Genomic DNA, 16,301 nt, shown 5'->3' with positions numbered 1-16,301 from the left:
GGCCACGCCCGGACTCAGCACACCCGCATTCAGTCGGGGGCCACCCGGGCCCCCGCCTCCACATGATCCCCGGGGCGGGTCACCACCCGGTCCCCGGCCTCCAGACCCTCGCGGATCTGCGTGGTGAAGTTGCTGCGGCGGCCGACCTCGACCCGGCGCGGCTGCGCCCGGCCTTCCTCCACCACGAACACCGCCCATTCCCCGTCCTCGCGGAACAGGGCACTGGTGGGGATCTGCAACACGTCCTCGCCTTCCCACAGCAGGAACTCGGCCTCCACGTGGTAGCCCACCACCAGCCCCGCCTTGCGGGCCTCTTCCGCATCCACTTCGAGCAGGACCGGCACGCGCTGCTCGTCCACCCCCAGCGCCGAGGTCCGCGTGAAGCCGGCCGGCTCAAGCCGGCGCACCCGGGCCTCCAGCGCCTCATCGCCGCCCCAGTCGGTCAGACGCACACGCATGTCCGGCGTTACCCGCACCGCATCCATCGACAGCAGGTCCACCTGCACCTCCAGATCCGCCGGGTCCCCGAGCTCGAGTACCGGTTCGCCGGCCGCGACCGAGCCTTCGCAGCAGCGATGCCGGTGCAGCACCACGCCGCCGACCGGCGCACGCACGGCCAGCGATTCGGTTTCGTCCTCGCTGCGTTCGCCGGTGGCGATGTCGAGGACCACCCGCGCCGCCTCGACCTCGCTGCGTGCGACCTCCACCGCCGACTCGCCCGCCTCCACCGCCGAGCGGGCACGATCACGCCGGGTCTCCACCCGCTCCAGGTCGCTGGCGGACACTGCCCCGTCCTCGAACAGTTCGCGGTGACGCCGGTACTCCGATTCCGCCAGCCGCGCCTCGGCCCGCAGTTCCTCGAGGCTGGCCCGCGCCCCCTGCAGACGCGAGCGTGCCGCGGCCAGGTGCTCGCGGGCCTGCTCGCGCGAGCGCGCATCCAGCCCCGGCGCCGGCAGCGGCTCCATGCGGAACAGTTCATCGCCGGCGGCTACCGCATCGCCCTCTTCCAGGTGCACGCGATGCAGGAACCCCGCGATCGGCGCCGACACCTCCCAGGTATCGCGCAGCCGCGTGCGCCCCTCCTCGCGCAGGGTCTCGGTGAACGGCCCGGACTCCACCTCGCTGACCGCCACCGCGACCGGCCGCGGGCTCAGCGCCCACACCAGCGCGGCCGCCCCCGCCAGCACCACCAGTCCCGCCGTGATTCGCTTCTTCAACGCCATTTCCTCAGTCTCGCAGATCCCGCGCTCGCGCGCCGCAGACGAGCGTTCCGGACACCGCGGGTCATTCCGCGGCCTTCAGGGCCTGCACGCGGTCCAGGCCGCGCAGCCGGCGCAGGATCAGCAGGCCGGACAGCGTGGAGGCCACGATGACCCCCAGCGCGGCGAAGCCGTACAGCTGCGGCGTGATGATGAACGGCAGGCGCACGAATTCCAGCGTCAGGGCCTGGTTCAGCAGCCAGGCGAACCCGGTACCGCTGGCCCAGGCCACCGGGATGGCGGCCAGGCTGACCAGCGCGATCTCGCCCAGCAGGACCCAGCTGACCTGCGCCCGCGAATAGCCCAGCACCTCCAGCGTGGCCAGCTCGCGTTCGCGCTCGGCATACGCGATGCGGGCGTTGTTGTAGGTCACCGCGAAGGCGATCGACCCGGCCAGCAGCACGAATACCGCCGCGAACGCGAGCACCGTTTCCTCCATGTATTCGCGCACGTTGGCCTCGGCCTCGCGCACCCGCTCCACGCTGGCCACCTCGGGTTGTTCGGACAGCGAGGCATACAGCGCGTCTTCGTATTCGGAGTCGACCAGCAGCCAGGCGCCGGTCACCGCCGGACCCTCGCCCTTCAGCCGATGCAGCGCATCGCGCCGGATATAGGCCCCGGTACCCATCGGCTCGTCGACCACGCCGGCCAGCTGCGTGGTGACCGTGCGCCGGCGACCTTCCAGGAACTCGATCTCCAGCGCATCGCCGGCCTCCAGCCCCAGCTGGTCGGCGAGATAGTCGGTCAGCACCACGCCCGCGGCGGGCAGACCGGTCTCCCCGGCCTGCGCGGAGGGCAAACGGCGCAGGCGCGGCTCCGGGTCCATCCCCAACAGCCCGATGCGTTCGCTGCGCGCCCCGGCATGCAGGCGCACCGGCGCACTGCGCCAGGTCTCCACCGCCAGCACGCCCGGCTCGTGGCGCAGTTCCCCCGCCACCCGCGGCGGCACCGGATCGGTAAACGCCACGTCGACATCCATCTGCAGCGTCATGCGGTACTGCTGGTCGATCATGTGGCTGACCGCCTGCAGCTGATAGGCCCCGATCAGCAGCAGCCCGCCGGACAGGCCGATCCCGATCACCGACGCCAGTGCCTTGAGCCGGTGGCGCGCGAGATTGCGCAGGATGATGCGGGAGGACTGCCCCAGCCCCCGCATCAGCGCCGAACCCTCCAGCCAGCCGCGACGGAAGCGTTCGGGTGCCGGCGGGCGCATCGCCTCCGCCGGCTGCATGCGCACCGCCTGCCACACCGCCTGCAGGGTGCCCAGCAGGGCCGCAACCATCGCCACCCCCAGCGCCAGCAGCACCAGCCAGCCCTGCAGGCGAAAGCTCAGCTCCGGAAAACGGAAGTACTCCATGTACAGATCGACCAGGGCGTGCGCGGTCCACGCCCCCAGGGCGATCCCCGCGACACTGCCCGCCAGCACGATCAGCGCCGTCAGCAGCACGTAATGCCACGCGATCGCGAGGTTGCCGTAGCCGAACGCCTTGAGGATCGCGATCTGGTCGCGCTGCCCGCGGATGATGCGCCCCATCACCACGTGCAGCAGAAACGCCGAGACCAGCAGGAAAATCGCCGGCACCACCACCGCCATGATGCCCAGCTGCTGGATCTCCAGGGTGACGAACTCGTGCGAGAACAGCTCGTCGCGGCCATGGGCGCCGGTGCTGCCATAGCGCGCGAGGGCAACGTCCAGCGCGTCGATCACCGCCGCGCGGTCGGCATCGCGCTGCAGGCTCACGCTCAGGCTGTTGAACGCCCCTTCCATGCCCCAGGCGGCAGCCAGCGCGCTTTCGTTCATCCACAGGATCGCGTAGCGCTCGTAGTCCGGCATCAGATGCCCCGGCGAGACCTGGTAGATGAACTCAGGCGACAGTGCGATGCCGCTGACGCGCACCTCCACCAGCCGCCCCCCGATGATCAGCCGCAGCGCGTCCCCGGCGACCAGCCCGTGGGCCTCGGCGAAGCCGTCGCTGACCACCACCTCGTCGGAGCGGGCCCGTTCCGGCAGGCGTCCCTCGCGCAGGTGCAGCTGGTTGAGGGCCGGCTGGCGCCCGTCCGGCAGCGACAGCACCTGGCCACGGATCGGGTCGTCGAAGCCGTCCAGTTCCAGCCGCGCCGGCGCGCGCACCCGCGGCTCCACCTCGGCCACCCCGGGGATCTCGCGCAGCGGATCGGCGACCCGCCGCGGGGCCCGGTTCACCTCGGCGAAGACATCGGCAAAGTGGCGCTCGGCGTAGAAACGTTCCTGCGTCAGGCTCAGTGCGTCATGGCCCATCACCGAGAACACCAGGGTCAGCACCCCGCTGGCGATGACCAGCGCGATCGCCGCCGCCTGTCCGCGCAGCCGGGCGAGATCGCGCAGGACCTTGAGATGCAGGGTGCGCACGGGTACGCGTCACCACCGCAGGGTGGCCGGGTCCGCGCGCTGCGGGTTCTCCTCGATGGAATCGACCCGGCCATCGCGCAGATGGATTACCCGGTCGGCCATCTCGCCGATGACCGCGTTGTGGGTGATGATCGCGACCGTGGTGTTCAGCCGCTCGTTGATGTGCGCCAGCACCTCCAGCACGCGGATCCCGGTCTGCGAGTCCAGCGCGCCGGTGGGCTCGTCGCACAGCAGCACCGCCGGCTGCTTGGCGATCGCGCGGGCGATGGCCACACGCTGCTGCTCGCCGCCGGAGAGCTGCGACGGAAAGTGGTCCATGCGGTCCTCCAGCCCCACCAGCGCCAGCGCCTCCTCCGGCGGCATCGGATCGCGCGAGATCTCGGTGACGATGGCCACGTTCTCGCGCGCGGTCAGACTGGCGATCAGGTTGTAGAACTGGAACACGAAGCCCACATGGTCGCGGCGAAAGGCCGTCAGCGTGCGCTCGGAGGCCTGCGCCAGATCCTGGTCGCGGTAGCGCACCTCGCCCTCGGACGCGGTATCCAGCCCGCCCATGATGTTCAGCAGCGTCGACTTGCCGGAGCCCGACGCGCCCAGCATCACTACCAGCTCGCCGGCGTAGACCTCCAGGTCCACCCCACGCAGCGCCCGGATGGTGACCTCGCCCATGAGATAGACCCGGGTCACCCCGCTCGCATGGAAGATGACCTCACGCCGGCCGGAACCGGCGGCCGGAGCCACGATGGCGTTCACTTCTGAATCGACGTTACCCGCGCCACCGGGGCCGGAGGTTCAGCCGCCGGGGCCGCCCCGCTGTCCGGCGCACCCGGCAGCAGACCGCCGCCGTTGCCGTCCAGACCCGCCGACCACAGGCTCAGCAGCAACAGCAGGAGGATCAGGATCGGGATCAGGATGCGTGGTTTCATCGGACAGGCCCTCGCTCGCGGCAATACCCCAATGCTGCCACAAAGGCCCCCACATGGCGGCGCCCCGCCCCCCTCATCGCGAGTTGCGCGAGACCCCGATTTGTTGTTTTGCGCCCAAATATTTACCCTGTGCGCACCGTCCGGCCCGCCGCAGACGCGCCGCGCACCCCGCAATCGCGCGCCGCAGGGCCGTTTTGACGCCACATCGGCATCATCCGAACCGCTTCAACAACGCAAGGAGTCAACATGTCCGCTCTGATCTGTGGGTCCATGGCCTACGACACCATCATGGTGTTCCCCGACCGCTTCAAGAACCACATCCTCCCGGACAAGGTGCACATGCTGAATGTGTCCTTCCTGGTCCCGGACATGCGTCGCGAGTTCGGCGGCTGCGCCGGCAACATCGCCTACAACATGAAGCTGCTGGGCGCCGATCCGACCGTGATGGCCACCGTGGGCGGCGATTTCGCCCCCTACGCCGACTGGATGGACAAGCACGGCATCTCGCGCAAGTTCGTGAAGGAGCTGCGGGACACCTACACCGGTCAGGCCTTCATCACCACCGACCAGGACGACAACCAGATCACCGCCTTCCATCCGGGCGCGATGGGCTTCTCACACCAGCAGAAGGTCACCGACGCCGACGGCATCAAGGTCGGCATCGTCTCGCCGGACGGCCGTGACGGCATGATCGAGCACGCCCAGCAGTTCGCCGATGCCGGCATCCCGTTCATGTTCGACCCGGGCCAGGGCCTGCCGATGTTCGACGGCGACGACCTGAAGCGCTTCATGGAGAACGCCACCTATGCCGCGTTCAATGACTACGAGGCGCAGCTGACCGCCGATCGCACCGGCATGAGCATGGAGCAGCTGGCGGAGATGGTGGACGCGATGATCGTCACCCGTGGCGGCGACGGCTCCGACATCTACACCGGCGGCAAGAAGATCACCATCCCGTCGGTGGAACCGGCCGCGATCAAGGACCCGACCGGCTGCGGCGACGCCTACCGTGCCGGCCTGCTGTTCGGCCTGGAGAAGGGCTTTGATTGGGAGACGACCGGCCGCATCGCGTCGCTGATCGGCTCCATCAAGATCGCCCACTCCGGCACCCAGAACCACCACTTCTCGGCCGAGGAATTCGCCGACAAGTTCGAGAAGGCCTTCGGCTACCGCTACTGAGGCAGCCCCTCACCGGATCCGGCCGCGATGGCCGGATTCCGGCGAGCTTCCGGCCCGGGCTCCCCTTGGGGGACCCGGGCTTTTTTGGGCCCGAGGGTCCCGCCCCCCGGAGAACATGCAGGCGCGTGCAACATGAATGCACGCCTATTCCTTCAATAATCAAATGGACTTTGCTAGTGTGGGATCAATTTCCGGCCTTCGCCCGGAATCGTGCTCATTGACGAGGACAACGACATGGAAAAGCAGGAAGTCCTGGACCGTCTGCACCAGGCCAAACGTGCCCACCTCGCCTGGGTCGGCCGCGCCGAACTTCTCACCCAGGGCGTACCGGTGGAAAAGGATCAGATCCCCGTGCTGCACACCGACTGCCCGTTCGGGCAGTGGTATTTCAGTGACGGGCAGGCGCTCAACGATTTTCCCGAGTTCGAATCGATCGACGAGGCCCACCGCCACCTGCATCAGGCGTACGCCGAGATCTTCAAGCTGGTCACCGAGGAAGAGAACGCCTCGATGTTTTCGAAACTGCTGGGTTTCGCCCGGCGCCAGCACGAGCGGAACGAACCGCTGATCCGGATGCACATGGAGGCACTGGAGGAGGCCTCGCGCAGCGTGGTGCACCACCTCGACGCGCTGGAGAGGAAGATCCGGGAGATGGAAGAAGAGCAGTTCGCGGAGGCGGTGCGCGCCTGAGGCGGCACCGGCGGCCGCCCGGATTCTCAGGCGGTCGCCGACCCCGACTGCGCCCAGGCCGCCTTCCAGCCCTCGTAGTCCGCGACCAGCTGCTCGACATCGGCCTCGTCGAACGGCCGCAGGCCACTCAGGACCAGGTGCTTGCTGCCACGGGCGACCACCGCACCGTCGGTCACCAGTTCGTAGTCGAGCCGGATCTCGCCGCGCTTGCCATTGACCGTCATGACCGCGTCCTTCAGGCGCGGTTCGGGCCGCGCGTCCGCGGCCGCCAGCGGTTCGGGCAGCTCGAACCCCATGCGCTCGTACATCACCAGCGGGCGTTTGGGGTTCACCATCACTTGATGCTCGCGCATCAGCGGCACCAGCACGTGCGGAAAATTCTGCCCGGAGAACGACACGTAGCTGCGGATCAGCGACTCGATCGCGGCCGGGTCATCGACCACCGCTCCCGAACGCTCGATCTCGACCACGCTCTTGCCGTTTTCGTCGGTAATCGCCACCTGTTCGCCGGGCGTCTCCGGGAAATATACCGGGGCGTTACCACCCACCATGCCGGTAAAGCGAAAGTTCATCGAGGCACTGGCGCCCCAGGCGTCCAGCGCCAGGGCGAAAAGCAGATCACCGGGTACGCAGAACCGCCGCGAATCGGCGTCATGGATGGGGTTGAAGTCCCCGGCCACGGCCTTGGCAAACCGGCTCCCCTGCTCCGGGGTCACCACGAGCTGCCCGTCCTGATAGCGGTAGAAATCTTCCAGAAATGATATGCGGGTCACTCGACTCTCCCCGAACTTCGTTCTCGTTATTCCCGGACTTCCAGTCCCAGGTGTTCGCGGATCGCCGCCAGAAAGGCCTCGCCGTAGCGATCCAGCTTGTGCTGCCCGACCCCGGAGATGCCCAGCAGCTCATCGGGGGTACGCGGCATGCCGGCCACCATCTCCAGCAGGGTGGCGTCGTTGAAGATCACGTAGGGCGGCACGCCCTGGTCCGCCGCGAGTTTCTGACGCAGCCTGCGCAGAGTGTCCCACAAGGCCCGGTCTTCCGCATCCAGACCGGCGACCGAACGCGCCGTCTCGCGGCGCGAGGCGGGCGCGGGACGCCCCCCGGCGGCGGCCTCGTGGCGCAGATGCAGGGCTTCCTCGCCACGCAGTACGCCGCGGCAGGCGGGATCCAGCCGCAGCCCGCCGTAACCCTCGGGATCCAGACGCAGCAGGCCGCGCGCCAGCAGCTGGCGCACCATGCCGCGCCACTGGCGCTCATCCAGTTCGGTCCCGATCCCGAAGGTGCTCAGCCGGTCGTGGCCGAGGCGGGTGAGCCGCTCGCTGCGGCTGCCGCGCAGGACCGCAATCACGTGACCGGCGCCGAAGCGCTCGCCGGTGCGGTAGATGCATGAAAGCAGCTTCTGCGCCGCCACCGTGGCATCCCAGGTGGCCGGCGGGTCCTGGCAGTTGTCGCAGTAACCGCAGGGCTCGGGCAGGGTCTCGCCGAACCACGCGAGCAGGGCCTGACGGCGGCAGGTGGTCAGTTCGCTGAAGCCCAGCATCGCCTCCAGCTTCTGCTGCTCGATTCGCTGGCGCTCCTCGCCGGCATCCGAGTCCTGCAGCATCTGCCGCAGCGTGACCACGTCCTGCAGCCCGTAGAGCATCCAGGCATCGGCCGGCAGCCCGTCGCGTCCGGCACGGCCGGTCTCCTGGTAGTAGCCCTCCAGGCTCTTGGGAAGACTCAGATGGGCGACAAAGCGCACGTCCGGCTTGTCGATGCCCATGCCGAAGGCAATGGTCGCGACCATCACCACGCCATCCTCGCGCAGGAAGCGACGCTGGTGCTCGGCGCGCGTCGCCGCCGGCAAGCCGGCGTGATAGGGAAGCGCGGTCACGCCGCGCGCCGCCAGCCATTCGGCGGTTTCGTCCACCTTGCGCCGCGACAGGCAGTAAACGATGCCCGCCTCGCCCGGGTGTTCCTCGCGGATGAAGCGCAGCAGGCGCTCGCGCGGCGGGCCGGACGATCCGTCGGCGGCCCCGACCCGGTAGCGGATGTTGGGCCGATCGAAGGAACTGACAAACATCCGCGCCGACTCCAGGCGCAGGCGCTCGCGGATCTCCTCGCGCGTGGGTTCGTCCGCGGTGGCGGTCAGGGCGATGCGCGGCACCGACGGGAAACGCTCCGCCAGCACCGCCAGGCGCCCGTACTCGGGACGGAAATCGTGCCCCCACTGGGATACGCAATGCGCCTCGTCGATCGCGAACAGCGCCAGCTCCAGCCCTTCCAGGCGATCCAGCATCCCGGGGGCGAACAGCCGTTCCGGAGAGAGATAAAGCAGATCCAGCTCCCCGGCATGCAGCGCCGCCAGCACGCCGCGCGCGGTGGCCTCGTCCTGCCCCGAATCCAGCCCGGCCGCGGCCACGCCGTTCTGCCGCAGGGCCTGCACCTGGTCCTGCATCAGCGCGATCAGGGGCGAGATGACGATGGCGCAGCCACGCCGCGCCAGTGCCGGGATCTGGTAGCAGAGCGACTTGCCCCCTCCGGTGGGCATCAGCACCAGGGCGTCGCCGCCCCCGGCGACATGCTCCACCACCGCCTGCTGCTGTCCGCGAAAGGCCTGGTAGCCAAACGTCTCGCGCAGGATGGTTTCCGGGGCGCTTCCCTGCGCCGGTGTTGCTGCGGTCTGATTCCCTTCCACCGGACGGTCCACCTGCGTTGCCATGAAGCTGTTCAGACTGCCCCAGGCCCCGCGCCGGGCGCAAGAACGGGCAGCTTCCCGGTGTGCATAGTAGGCTACGCGCTCCCTTCATCCGGGTGACTTTCCATGCGCGGTTTCGGCTCTTCGGTCCACGACGCCCCCGACAACGCGGTCAACTGGCGCATCGTCCGCAGCCTGCTGCCCTACCTGTCCGAGTTCCGCGGGCGGATGTTCCTCGCGCTGGGGCTGATGGCGCTGGCCAAGCTGGCCACCGTGACGGTGCCGATCGCGCTGAAATACATCGTCGAGCATTTCGAGGAGGCCGGCGCGGAGGCCCTGGTGACCGTGCCGGTAGCGCTGGTGCTGGGCTACGGTCTGCTGCGCTTTGGCGGGACCTTCTTCGGCGAGCTGCGCGACGCGGTCTTTGTGCGCGTGGCCGAACGCGCGATGCGGCGCGCCTCGCTGCGGGTCTTCCAGCACCTGCACCGGCTGGAGCTGGGGTTCCATCTGGCACGCGAGACCGGCGGCCTGGCCCGCGACATCGAGCGCGGCACCAGCGGCATGAGCTTCCTGCTGCGCTTCATGGTGTTCAACATCCTGCCGACGCTGATCGAGATCCTGCTGGTGGCCGTCATCCTGCTGTTCGCCGTGGGGCCGGTGTTCATGTTCACCGTGCTGATCGCGGTGGCGGTCTACGCAGCCTTCTCCATCTGGATCACCGAGTGGCGCACGCGCTTCGTGCGCGAGGCCAACCAGCGCGACAACGAATCCAATACCCGGGCGATCGACAGCCTGCTCAACTACGAAACGGTCAAGTACTTCGGTAACGAAGATTACGAGGCCGAACGCTACGACCGCGGACTGGCGGCCTGGGAGCAGGCACGCACGAAGAACGTGCTGTCGCTGGTGCTGCTGAACTCCGGGCAGGCCCTGATCATCGCGGTAGCCATCACGGTGATGATGCTGCTCGCCGCCGCGCGGGTGGCCGACGGCTCGATGTCGCTGGGCGACCTGGTGATGGTCAACGCCTACATGATCCAGCTGTTCATTCCGCTGAATTTCCTCGGTTTCGTCTATCGCGAGATCCGTCAGTCGCTGGCCAACATCGAGCGCCTGTTCGGGCTACTGGAGAAGCCCGTGCAGGTCGAGGACCGGCCTGATGCCCCGGACCTGGAGGTCGGCGCCGGGCACGTGCGCTTCGAGCACGTGGATTTCCACTACCAGCCGGACCGACCGATCCTCGAGAACGTGACCATCGACCTGCCGGCCGGGAAACGGGTCGCGGTGGTCGGCCCCAGCGGGGCCGGCAAATCGACCCTGTCACGCCTGCTGTTCCGCTTCTACGACGTTACCGGCGGGCGCATCACCATCGATGGTCAGGACCTGCGCGACGTGACCCAGGCCAGCGTGCGCCGGGCGATCGGCATGGTTCCGCAGGACACCGTGCTGTTCAACGACACCATCCGTTACAACATCGCCTACGGCGATCCGTCCGCCAGTGACGCGGCGATCGAGCGGGTGGCGCGCCTGGCGCATCTGGAAGGGTTCATCGCGCGTCTGCCCGATGGCCTGGACACGGTGGTCGGCGAACGCGGCCTGAAGGTGTCCGGCGGCGAGAAACAGCGCATCGCGATCGCCCGCATGCTGCTGAAGGACCCGCCCATCCTGGTGTTCGACGAAGCCACCTCCTCGCTGGACTCGGACACCGAGAAGGGCATCCTGCAGGCGCTGGACGAGGTCTCCGCGCGCCGCACGACACTGGTGATCGCCCACCGCCTCTCCACGGTGAAACACGCCGACCGCATCGTGGTCCTGGACCAGGGGCGGGTCGTCGAAACCGGCACCCACCGGGAACTCCTCGCCCGCAACGGCACCTATGCCCGCCTGTGGCACCACCAGCAGTCCGAGGCCGGTGACGCCTCGGAATTCACCGACAACTCGTGATACATTTCTCAAAACTCGTGAACCGCGGTGGCGATGAACCCCCCGATCCTCCTGCTCTGGTGTCTGCTGGCCCTGACGGTTGCGACCGCCGATGCCGATGACGATTACCGGGCCCCGGAATCCATCGCGGACACCACCCGGATCGATGCGGACGACGCCTGGAGACTGTTTCGCGAAGAGGTGCCGTTCGTGGACGTGCGGCTGGCCGCGGATTATCGCGCCGGCCGCATTCCCGGAGCCATCAACCTGACCATCATGCGCGACGCCGACGACCCGCGGAACCGCTTCACCCGCGAGGCCCTGCTCGAAGTCGCCGGAGGCCGGGACCGGCCGGTGGCCCTCTACTGCAACGAATTCGACTGCTGGCGCACCGAGGCCGCCATCCGCCGCGCACTGGAATGGGGCTTCGACGACCTCCACTACTTCCCCGGTGGCTACCCCGAGTGGAGCCGCCGGAACTACCCCTTCGAATGAGATGGAGTCCGGAGCGGAGGCGCGGGTGATTCGGCTGCGAACAGCGATTGCTCTGGCTGTTTTCACCGGCCTGGCCCTGCTGGCTGCCGCGCTGGCTACCGGCGCCCACCTGGCCCTGCAGCAGGCGGACCAGCGGCTCGACCACTTTGCCATGGAAACCCAGGAAGCCGCCTGGCAACAGGTGCTGGGGGCCGAACTGCAGGCGCTGCGCAGCGAAGCCACCGCGGTCACCCGCAACCGGGCGCTGCGCGAGGCGCTTGCCGGCGACGAACCGGTGGCGGGCTATGCCGACCCGCTGCACAACCGACTGACCGCCGCGGGCGTCGCCAGCGGCCTGGTCATTTATGACGCCGAAGGCGAACGCCGCTTTGCCTCCGTTCTCGAGGATTCCACCGAGTGTCCGCTGGCTCGTGCCACGCTGGACGACGGCCGCATCCACCAGGGCCTGCACCGCACTCCGGAGGGGCGTTATTTCGCCGGCCTGACCATCCCGCTGTACGACCAGGGGCAGCTGGTCGGCGTGGTCGTGCCGCTGCAATCGCTGGCCGGGTCCGCCCTCGACACCCTGGCGGGCAAGGCGGATACCCGCGCGGCGCTGCTGGACGCCGGGGGGCGGGTGGAACACACCGCACCCGCCGCGGCCCTGCCCAACCCCGGCCCCATGCTGAACCGGGCCGCGGCACGACGCACGACCGCCGCCGGACGTCATGAACTCGCGGTGCACCTGCCGCTGACCCCGTTCGATGGCGAGGACGTCACCGGCAACATCGTGGTCATCCGCGACATCACCGACTCGGTTACAACCCAGCGCTTCATCAACAACGCCACGCGCGCCGGGGCGATCGTCGCCCTCCTCCTGATCGGCTGGGCGCTGTACTTCTGGCTGGGGCGCGCCCTGCGACCGCTGCGCGAGGCGGTGGCCACTCTCGAGGACGTGGGCCAGGGACGGTTCACCACCCGCATCCGCCGCGATTCGCGGCTGCGGGAAGTCGCCACCCTCCAGGGCGCCACTCTGGACATGGTGGAGCGGCTGCGGCGCATGCTGGAAGTCGAAGAAGACGCCCGCCTCGCCTTTCTCGATCCGCTGACCGGCCTGGCCAACCGCCGCCTGCTGCACGAGCGCCTGGACCACGCCATCCGCGCCGCCGAACAGTCCGGGCGGCCCTCGGCCCTGCTGCTGATCGACCTCGACAACTTCAAGACCCTCAACGACACTCGCGGCCATTCGGTCGGCGACCGGCTGCTGACGCTGGTCGCACAGCGCCTGCAGGGACAGGTCCGCCTGCAGGACACGGTGGCGCGCATCGGTGGAGACGAATTCGTGGTCCTGCTGGAAGAGCTCAAGCCCGACCAGGATCAGGCGGTCGCGGATGCCGGCAAGCTCGCCGCCAAATTGCTGGACCATATTCGGGAGCCGCTGATACTGGACGGGATCCAGCATGTCATCCAGGCCAGCATCGGCGTCACCGTGTTCCCGCAGGGCGGCGACACCAGCGAGGAACTGCTCAAGCAGGTGGATTTCGCGATGTATCAGGCCAAGCATGACGGTCGCGACACAATGCGCTTCTACGACCCGGAGATGCAGCGTCAGCTGCAGCGGCGGGCGGAACTGGAACGGGCCCTGCGGGACGCACTGGATGCCGATGAGCTGCTCCTTCACCTGCAGCCGCAGGTGGACGCCGACGGCCACCTGATCGGTGCCGAAGGCCTGATGCGCTGGAACCCGGGCGATCCCCGGGAGGTTTCACCCGCCGAATTCATCCCCGTGGCAGAGCAGAGCGGTCAGATCCTCGCGATCGGCCGGGTGGCCCTGCGCCAGGCCTGCGAGCACCTGGCCCGCTGGCGCAACATCCCCGGCGCCGAGGCCCTGCAGCTCGCGGTCAATCTCTCCGCTCCGCACCTGCGCGATGCCCGGCTGCTCGACGAGGTGCGCCAGCTGCTGGACGAAACCGGTGCCCCGGCGCAACGCCTGGTCGTGGAGATCACCGAAAGCGTGATGGCCGACGAATCCGAACAGTTAATGACCAACCTGCAGGAGCTGCGGGCGCTGGGCATCGGCCTCGCACTGGACGATTTCGGCACCGGCTACTCGTCGCTCGGTTATCTCAAGAGGTTGCCGGTGACCGAACTGAAGATCGACCGCTCCTTCGTGCGCGACCTCGAACACGATCCGGGCGACGCCGAGATCGTAACCACCATCCTCGCCATTGCTCGCACCATGGGGCTGGAGGTCGTGGCCGAAGGGGTCGAGACGCCCGCCCAGCAGGACTTCCTCGGACAGCGCGGCTGCAGACGTTTCCAGGGCTTCCTGTTCCACCGCGCCATGCCCGCGCAAAGCCTGGAAGCGCTGCTGCCCTGACGAGCTCAGTCGCCGGGGTCGACGCGCCCGCGCAGGGCCTTCCTGCGCCCGCGGCGGGTCTTGGCGTCCAGCCGGCGCAGTTTGGCGGCACGGGGCGGTCGCGTCGGGCGCCGCTTCTTCACCGGCTGTCCGGCCTCGCGCAGCAGCTCGGCCAGGCGCTCCAGGGCATCCTCGCGATTGGCCTCCTGCGTGCGGTACTGCTGTGCCTTGATCACGATCACGCCGTCACGGGTGATGCGCCGGTCGCGCCGGCGCAGCAGGCGTTCGCGATAGACCTCGGGCAGGCTCGCGGAGGCATGGATGTCGAAGCGGAGATGGATGGCGGTGGCCACCTTGTTGACGTTCTGCCCGCCGGCGCCCTGTGCGCGGATCGGCGTCAGCTCGATCTCCGCGTCGGGGATGCTCACATTACCGGAGATCTTCAGCATCGGGAGGCTCAGCGGAACTCGCCGTCGACGATGCGGCCGTCGTCGTCGAGTTCGGCGAAAAAGCGGCTGTTGTCAGTACGGTATTCGTGCGTGGCGATGTCGCCCGGGAGCACCAGCGTCACATCGGGATAGACCCGCCGGAATTCCTCGGGGGTCGGGCGGGTGTCGATGAAGGCATGGAACGGCTCGAGCTCCTCGACCGTTCCCGGCCGCGGCTCGAAGCCGTTGCCGCCGCGCTCCCCGGTCTCCAGCGAGCAGCCCCCCAGGGCCAGAACCATCACGACCGCCAGTGCGGCCCGGTGTCGAAATATCATCGCTGCCTCCAGCGCCGCGCCGCGATCGGCGCGGGTCAGTCGCCCGGCTGTCCGTGCTCGCGGGTGGCGAGGAACCGGATCTCCGGCCATTTTTCCTCGGCCATCTGCAGATTGACCCGTGTCGGAGCGATATAGACCAGATCCCCGGCATGGTCCAGGGCGAGGTTGTTCGCCGCCTTTTCCTTGAACTCCGCCAGTTTCTTCGGATCGTCGCTTTCGACCCAGCGCGCGGTCTGCACGTTCACGTTCTCGAACTGCGCCTCCACCTTGTACTCGGTGCGCAGGCGTTCGGCGACCACGTCGAACTGCAGCACCCCCACCGCCCCCAGGATCAGGTCGTTGTTCGTCAGCGGGCGGTAGAGCTGGGTCGCGCCCTCCTCGCACAGCTCCTGCAGCCCCTTGGTCAGCTGCTTCATCTTCAGCGGATCCTTCAGCTGCGCACGGCGGAACAGCTCGGGCGCGAAGTTGGGGATGCCCTTGAACGTCAGGTCCTCGCCCTGGGTAAAGGTGTCGCCGATGCGGATGGTCCCGTGGTTGTGGATGCCGATGATGTCGCCGGGATAGGCGGTCTCCACGTGTTCGCGGTCGGAGGCCAGGAAGGTCAGCGCGTCCGGAACCTTCACGTCGCGCCCGATGCGCACGTGACGCAGCTTCGCGCCCTTGTCGAAGGTGCCGGAACAGATGCGCATGAACGCGATGCGGTCGCGGTGATTGGGATCCATGTTCGCCTGAATCTTGAACACGAACCCGGTGAACTTCTCCTCGGTGGGTTCCACCCTGCGCGAATACGTCGGACGCGGCAACGGCCCCGGGGCGTACTCGACAAAGTCGTCCAGCAGCTCCTCGATGCCGAAGTTGTTGATCGCCGAGCCGAAGAATACCGGGGTCTGCTCACCGCGCAGATAGGCGTCCGGGTCGAACTCGTGCGAGGCGCCCTGCACCAGCTCCAGTTCCTCGCGCAGCTCTTCGGCCTGGGTCCCCAGGACCTCGTCGAGGCGCGGGTTGTCGAGGCCCTCGATGATCTCGCCGGTGGACTTCTTGCCGCCCTGCTCCGGGTCGTACAAGTGCACCGCATCGCGGCGAATATGATAGACGCCGCGGAAACGCTTGCCGCTGCCGATCGGCCAGGTGACGGGGGCGCACTGGATCTTCAGCACCTCCTCGACCTCGTCCAGCAGTTCGATCGGTTCGCGCCCCTCGCGGTCCATCTTGTTGACGAAGGTCATGATCGGGGTGTCGCGCAGGCGGCAGACCTCCATCAGCTTGATGGTGCGGTCCTCCACGCCCTTGGCCGCGTCGATGACCATCAGCGCGGAATCCACGGCGGTCAGCGTGCGGTAGGTATCCTCGGAAAAGTCCGCATGCCCCGGGGTATCCAGCAGGTTCACCATGCGCCCCTTGTAGGGGTACTGCATCACCGAGGAGGTGACCGAGATCCCGCGCGACTGCTCCATCGCCATCCAGTCGGAGGTGGCGTGGCGCGCGGACTTGCGCCCCTTGACCGTACCGGCGAGCTGGATCGCGCCGCCGTACAGCAGGAGCTTTTCGGTCATGGTGGTCTTGCCCGCGTCCGGATGCGAGATGATCGCAAAGGTCCGGCGGCGGGCGGTCTCGTCGACAAAGGACATCGGTCGGGTCCCGTACGGGGAGAAAGCCCGACAT

General features: G+C 68.3%; 14 protein-coding genes. 5 read left to right on the top strand and 9 right to left on the bottom strand.

The features are described from left to right. Positions 1-29: 29 nt before the first annotated feature. The 4 genes from G020_RS0104190 to G020_RS15375 all read right to left on the bottom strand — a co-directional run bounded on the left by G020_RS0104190 (position 30) and on the right by G020_RS15375 (position 4,574). Positions 30-1,223: an efflux RND transporter periplasmic adaptor subunit gene (locus G020_RS0104190; RefSeq protein WP_024328763.1), complete on the bottom strand. Its 1,194-nt coding sequence runs from the start codon at positions 1,221-1,223 to the stop codon at positions 30-32. Positions 1,224-1,284: 61 nt separating this feature from the next. After that, the gene (locus G020_RS0104185) at positions 1,285-3,648 is read right to left on the bottom strand and encodes an ABC transporter permease (protein WP_024328762.1); all 2,364 of its coding nucleotides are present in this window, start codon (positions 3,646-3,648) and stop codon (positions 1,285-1,287) included. Positions 3,649-3,657: 9 nt separating this feature from the next. Continuing rightward, positions 3,658-4,401: an ABC transporter ATP-binding protein gene (locus tag G020_RS0104180; protein ID WP_024328761.1), complete on the bottom strand. Its 744-nt coding sequence runs from the start codon at positions 4,399-4,401 to the stop codon at positions 3,658-3,660. Next, entirely contained in the window at positions 4,398-4,574 is a 177-nt protein-coding gene (locus tag G020_RS15375) for a hypothetical protein (protein WP_196800301.1), read from the bottom strand. The genes G020_RS0104180 and G020_RS15375 overlap by 4 nt, the downstream gene beginning before the upstream one ends. A gap of 246 nt (positions 4,575-4,820) precedes the next feature. Here G020_RS15375 and G020_RS0104170 point away from each other — a divergent pair, with 246 nt between their 5' ends. Both G020_RS0104170 and G020_RS0104165 read left to right on the top strand, forming a co-directional pair. Then, on the top strand, positions 4,821-5,753 hold the full coding sequence (locus G020_RS0104170; protein WP_018946911.1) for a carbohydrate kinase family protein: 933 nt from the start codon (positions 4,821-4,823) through the stop codon (positions 5,751-5,753). 234 nt (positions 5,754-5,987) lie between these two features. After that, on the top strand, positions 5,988-6,443 hold the full coding sequence (locus G020_RS0104165) for a CZB domain-containing protein (protein WP_029681198.1): 456 nt from the start codon (positions 5,988-5,990) through the stop codon (positions 6,441-6,443). A gap of 26 nt (positions 6,444-6,469) precedes the next feature. On the opposite strand, the gene G020_RS0104160 is transcribed toward G020_RS0104165, so the two are convergent. Together G020_RS0104160 and recQ are read right to left on the bottom strand one after the other, a co-directional pair. Then, positions 6,470-7,216 carry a DUF3581 family protein gene (locus tag G020_RS0104160; RefSeq protein ID WP_018946909.1) on the bottom strand — a complete coding sequence of 249 codons (747 nt, stop codon included), beginning with the start codon at positions 7,214-7,216 and terminating at the stop codon, positions 6,470-6,472. 26 nt (positions 7,217-7,242) lie between these two features. Then, the gene (gene recQ, locus G020_RS0104155) at positions 7,243-9,144 is read right to left on the bottom strand and encodes a DNA helicase RecQ (RefSeq protein WP_018946908.1); all 1,902 of its coding nucleotides are present in this window, start codon (positions 9,142-9,144) and stop codon (positions 7,243-7,245) included. Between the two features lie 102 nt (positions 9,145-9,246). Between recQ and G020_RS0104150 the strand changes: the two genes are divergently transcribed. From G020_RS0104150 to G020_RS0104140, 3 genes are read left to right on the top strand one after another with little or no spacing between them, the layout of a single operon-like run. Next, on the top strand, positions 9,247-11,064 hold the full coding sequence (locus G020_RS0104150) for an ABC transporter ATP-binding protein/permease (RefSeq protein WP_024328759.1): 1,818 nt from the start codon (positions 9,247-9,249) through the stop codon (positions 11,062-11,064). Positions 11,065-11,097: 33 nt separating this feature from the next. After that, the gene (locus G020_RS0104145; protein WP_029681197.1) at positions 11,098-11,538 is read left to right on the top strand and encodes a rhodanese-like domain-containing protein; all 441 of its coding nucleotides are present in this window, start codon (positions 11,098-11,100) and stop codon (positions 11,536-11,538) included. Position 11,539: 1 nt separating this feature from the next. Then, positions 11,540-13,897, top strand: coding sequence for a bifunctional diguanylate cyclase/phosphodiesterase (locus G020_RS0104140; RefSeq protein WP_024328757.1), 2,358 nt, complete (start codon positions 11,540-11,542; stop codon positions 13,895-13,897). Between the two features lie 5 nt (positions 13,898-13,902). Here G020_RS0104140 and arfB read toward each other — a convergent pair whose 3' ends face one another. The 3 genes from arfB to G020_RS0104125 are packed head-to-tail and all read right to left on the bottom strand — an operon-like array spanning position 13,903 to position 16,267. After that, on the bottom strand, positions 13,903-14,325 hold the full coding sequence (arfB, locus tag G020_RS0104135) for an alternative ribosome rescue aminoacyl-tRNA hydrolase ArfB (protein WP_018946904.1): 423 nt from the start codon (positions 14,323-14,325) through the stop codon (positions 13,903-13,905). Between the two features lie 8 nt (positions 14,326-14,333). Further along, complete coding sequence (locus G020_RS0104130; protein WP_018946903.1) at positions 14,334-14,639, bottom strand: hypothetical protein; 306 nt, start codon at positions 14,637-14,639, stop codon at positions 14,334-14,336. Between the two features lie 35 nt (positions 14,640-14,674). Beyond that, positions 14,675-16,267, bottom strand: a complete 1,593-nt coding sequence (locus G020_RS0104125; protein ID WP_018946902.1) for a peptide chain release factor 3 — start codon at positions 16,265-16,267, stop codon at positions 14,675-14,677. Between the last annotated feature and the right edge of the window lie 34 nt (positions 16,268-16,301).

The organism is Thioalkalivibrio sp. ALR17-21 (assembly GCF_000420185.1).
In the GTDB taxonomy this organism is placed as follows: domain Bacteria; phylum Pseudomonadota; class Gammaproteobacteria; order Ectothiorhodospirales; family Ectothiorhodospiraceae; genus Thioalkalivibrio; species Thioalkalivibrio halophilus.
Note: the sequence above shows the minus strand (reverse complement) of the source record. Positions and strands in the feature narration are given on the sequence as shown.

What these genes read in the sequence shown, in the direction of transcription:
- G020_RS0104190 (WP_024328763.1), bottom strand. Translation starts at nt 1,223, where the DNA reads ATGGCGTTGAAGAAGCGAATCACGGCGGGACTGGTGGTGCTGGCGGGG.
- G020_RS15375 (WP_196800301.1), bottom strand. Translation starts at nt 4,574, where the DNA reads ATGAAACCACGCATCCTGATCCCGATCCTGATCCTCCTGCTGTTGCTG.
- G020_RS0104170 (WP_018946911.1), top strand. Translation starts at nt 4,821, where the DNA reads ATGTCCGCTCTGATCTGTGGGTCCATGGCCTACGACACCATCATGGTG.
- G020_RS0104165 (WP_029681198.1), top strand. Translation starts at nt 5,988, where the DNA reads ATGGAAAAGCAGGAAGTCCTGGACCGTCTGCACCAGGCCAAACGTGCC.
- recQ (WP_018946908.1), bottom strand. Translation starts at nt 9,144, where the DNA reads ATGGCAACGCAGGTGGACCGTCCGGTGGAAGGGAATCAGACCGCAGCA.
- G020_RS0104150 (WP_024328759.1), top strand. Translation starts at nt 9,247, where the DNA reads ATGCGCGGTTTCGGCTCTTCGGTCCACGACGCCCCCGACAACGCGGTC.
- G020_RS0104145 (WP_029681197.1), top strand. Translation starts at nt 11,098, where the DNA reads ATGAACCCCCCGATCCTCCTGCTCTGGTGTCTGCTGGCCCTGACGGTT.
- G020_RS0104140 (WP_024328757.1), top strand. Translation starts at nt 11,540, where the DNA reads ATGGAGTCCGGAGCGGAGGCGCGGGTGATTCGGCTGCGAACAGCGATT.
- arfB (WP_018946904.1), bottom strand. Translation starts at nt 14,325, where the DNA reads ATGCTGAAGATCTCCGGTAATGTGAGCATCCCCGACGCGGAGATCGAG.
- G020_RS0104130 (WP_018946903.1), bottom strand. Translation starts at nt 14,639, where the DNA reads ATGATATTTCGACACCGGGCCGCACTGGCGGTCGTGATGGTTCTGGCC.
- G020_RS0104125 (WP_018946902.1), bottom strand. Translation starts at nt 16,267, where the DNA reads ATGTCCTTTGTCGACGAGACCGCCCGCCGCCGGACCTTTGCGATCATC.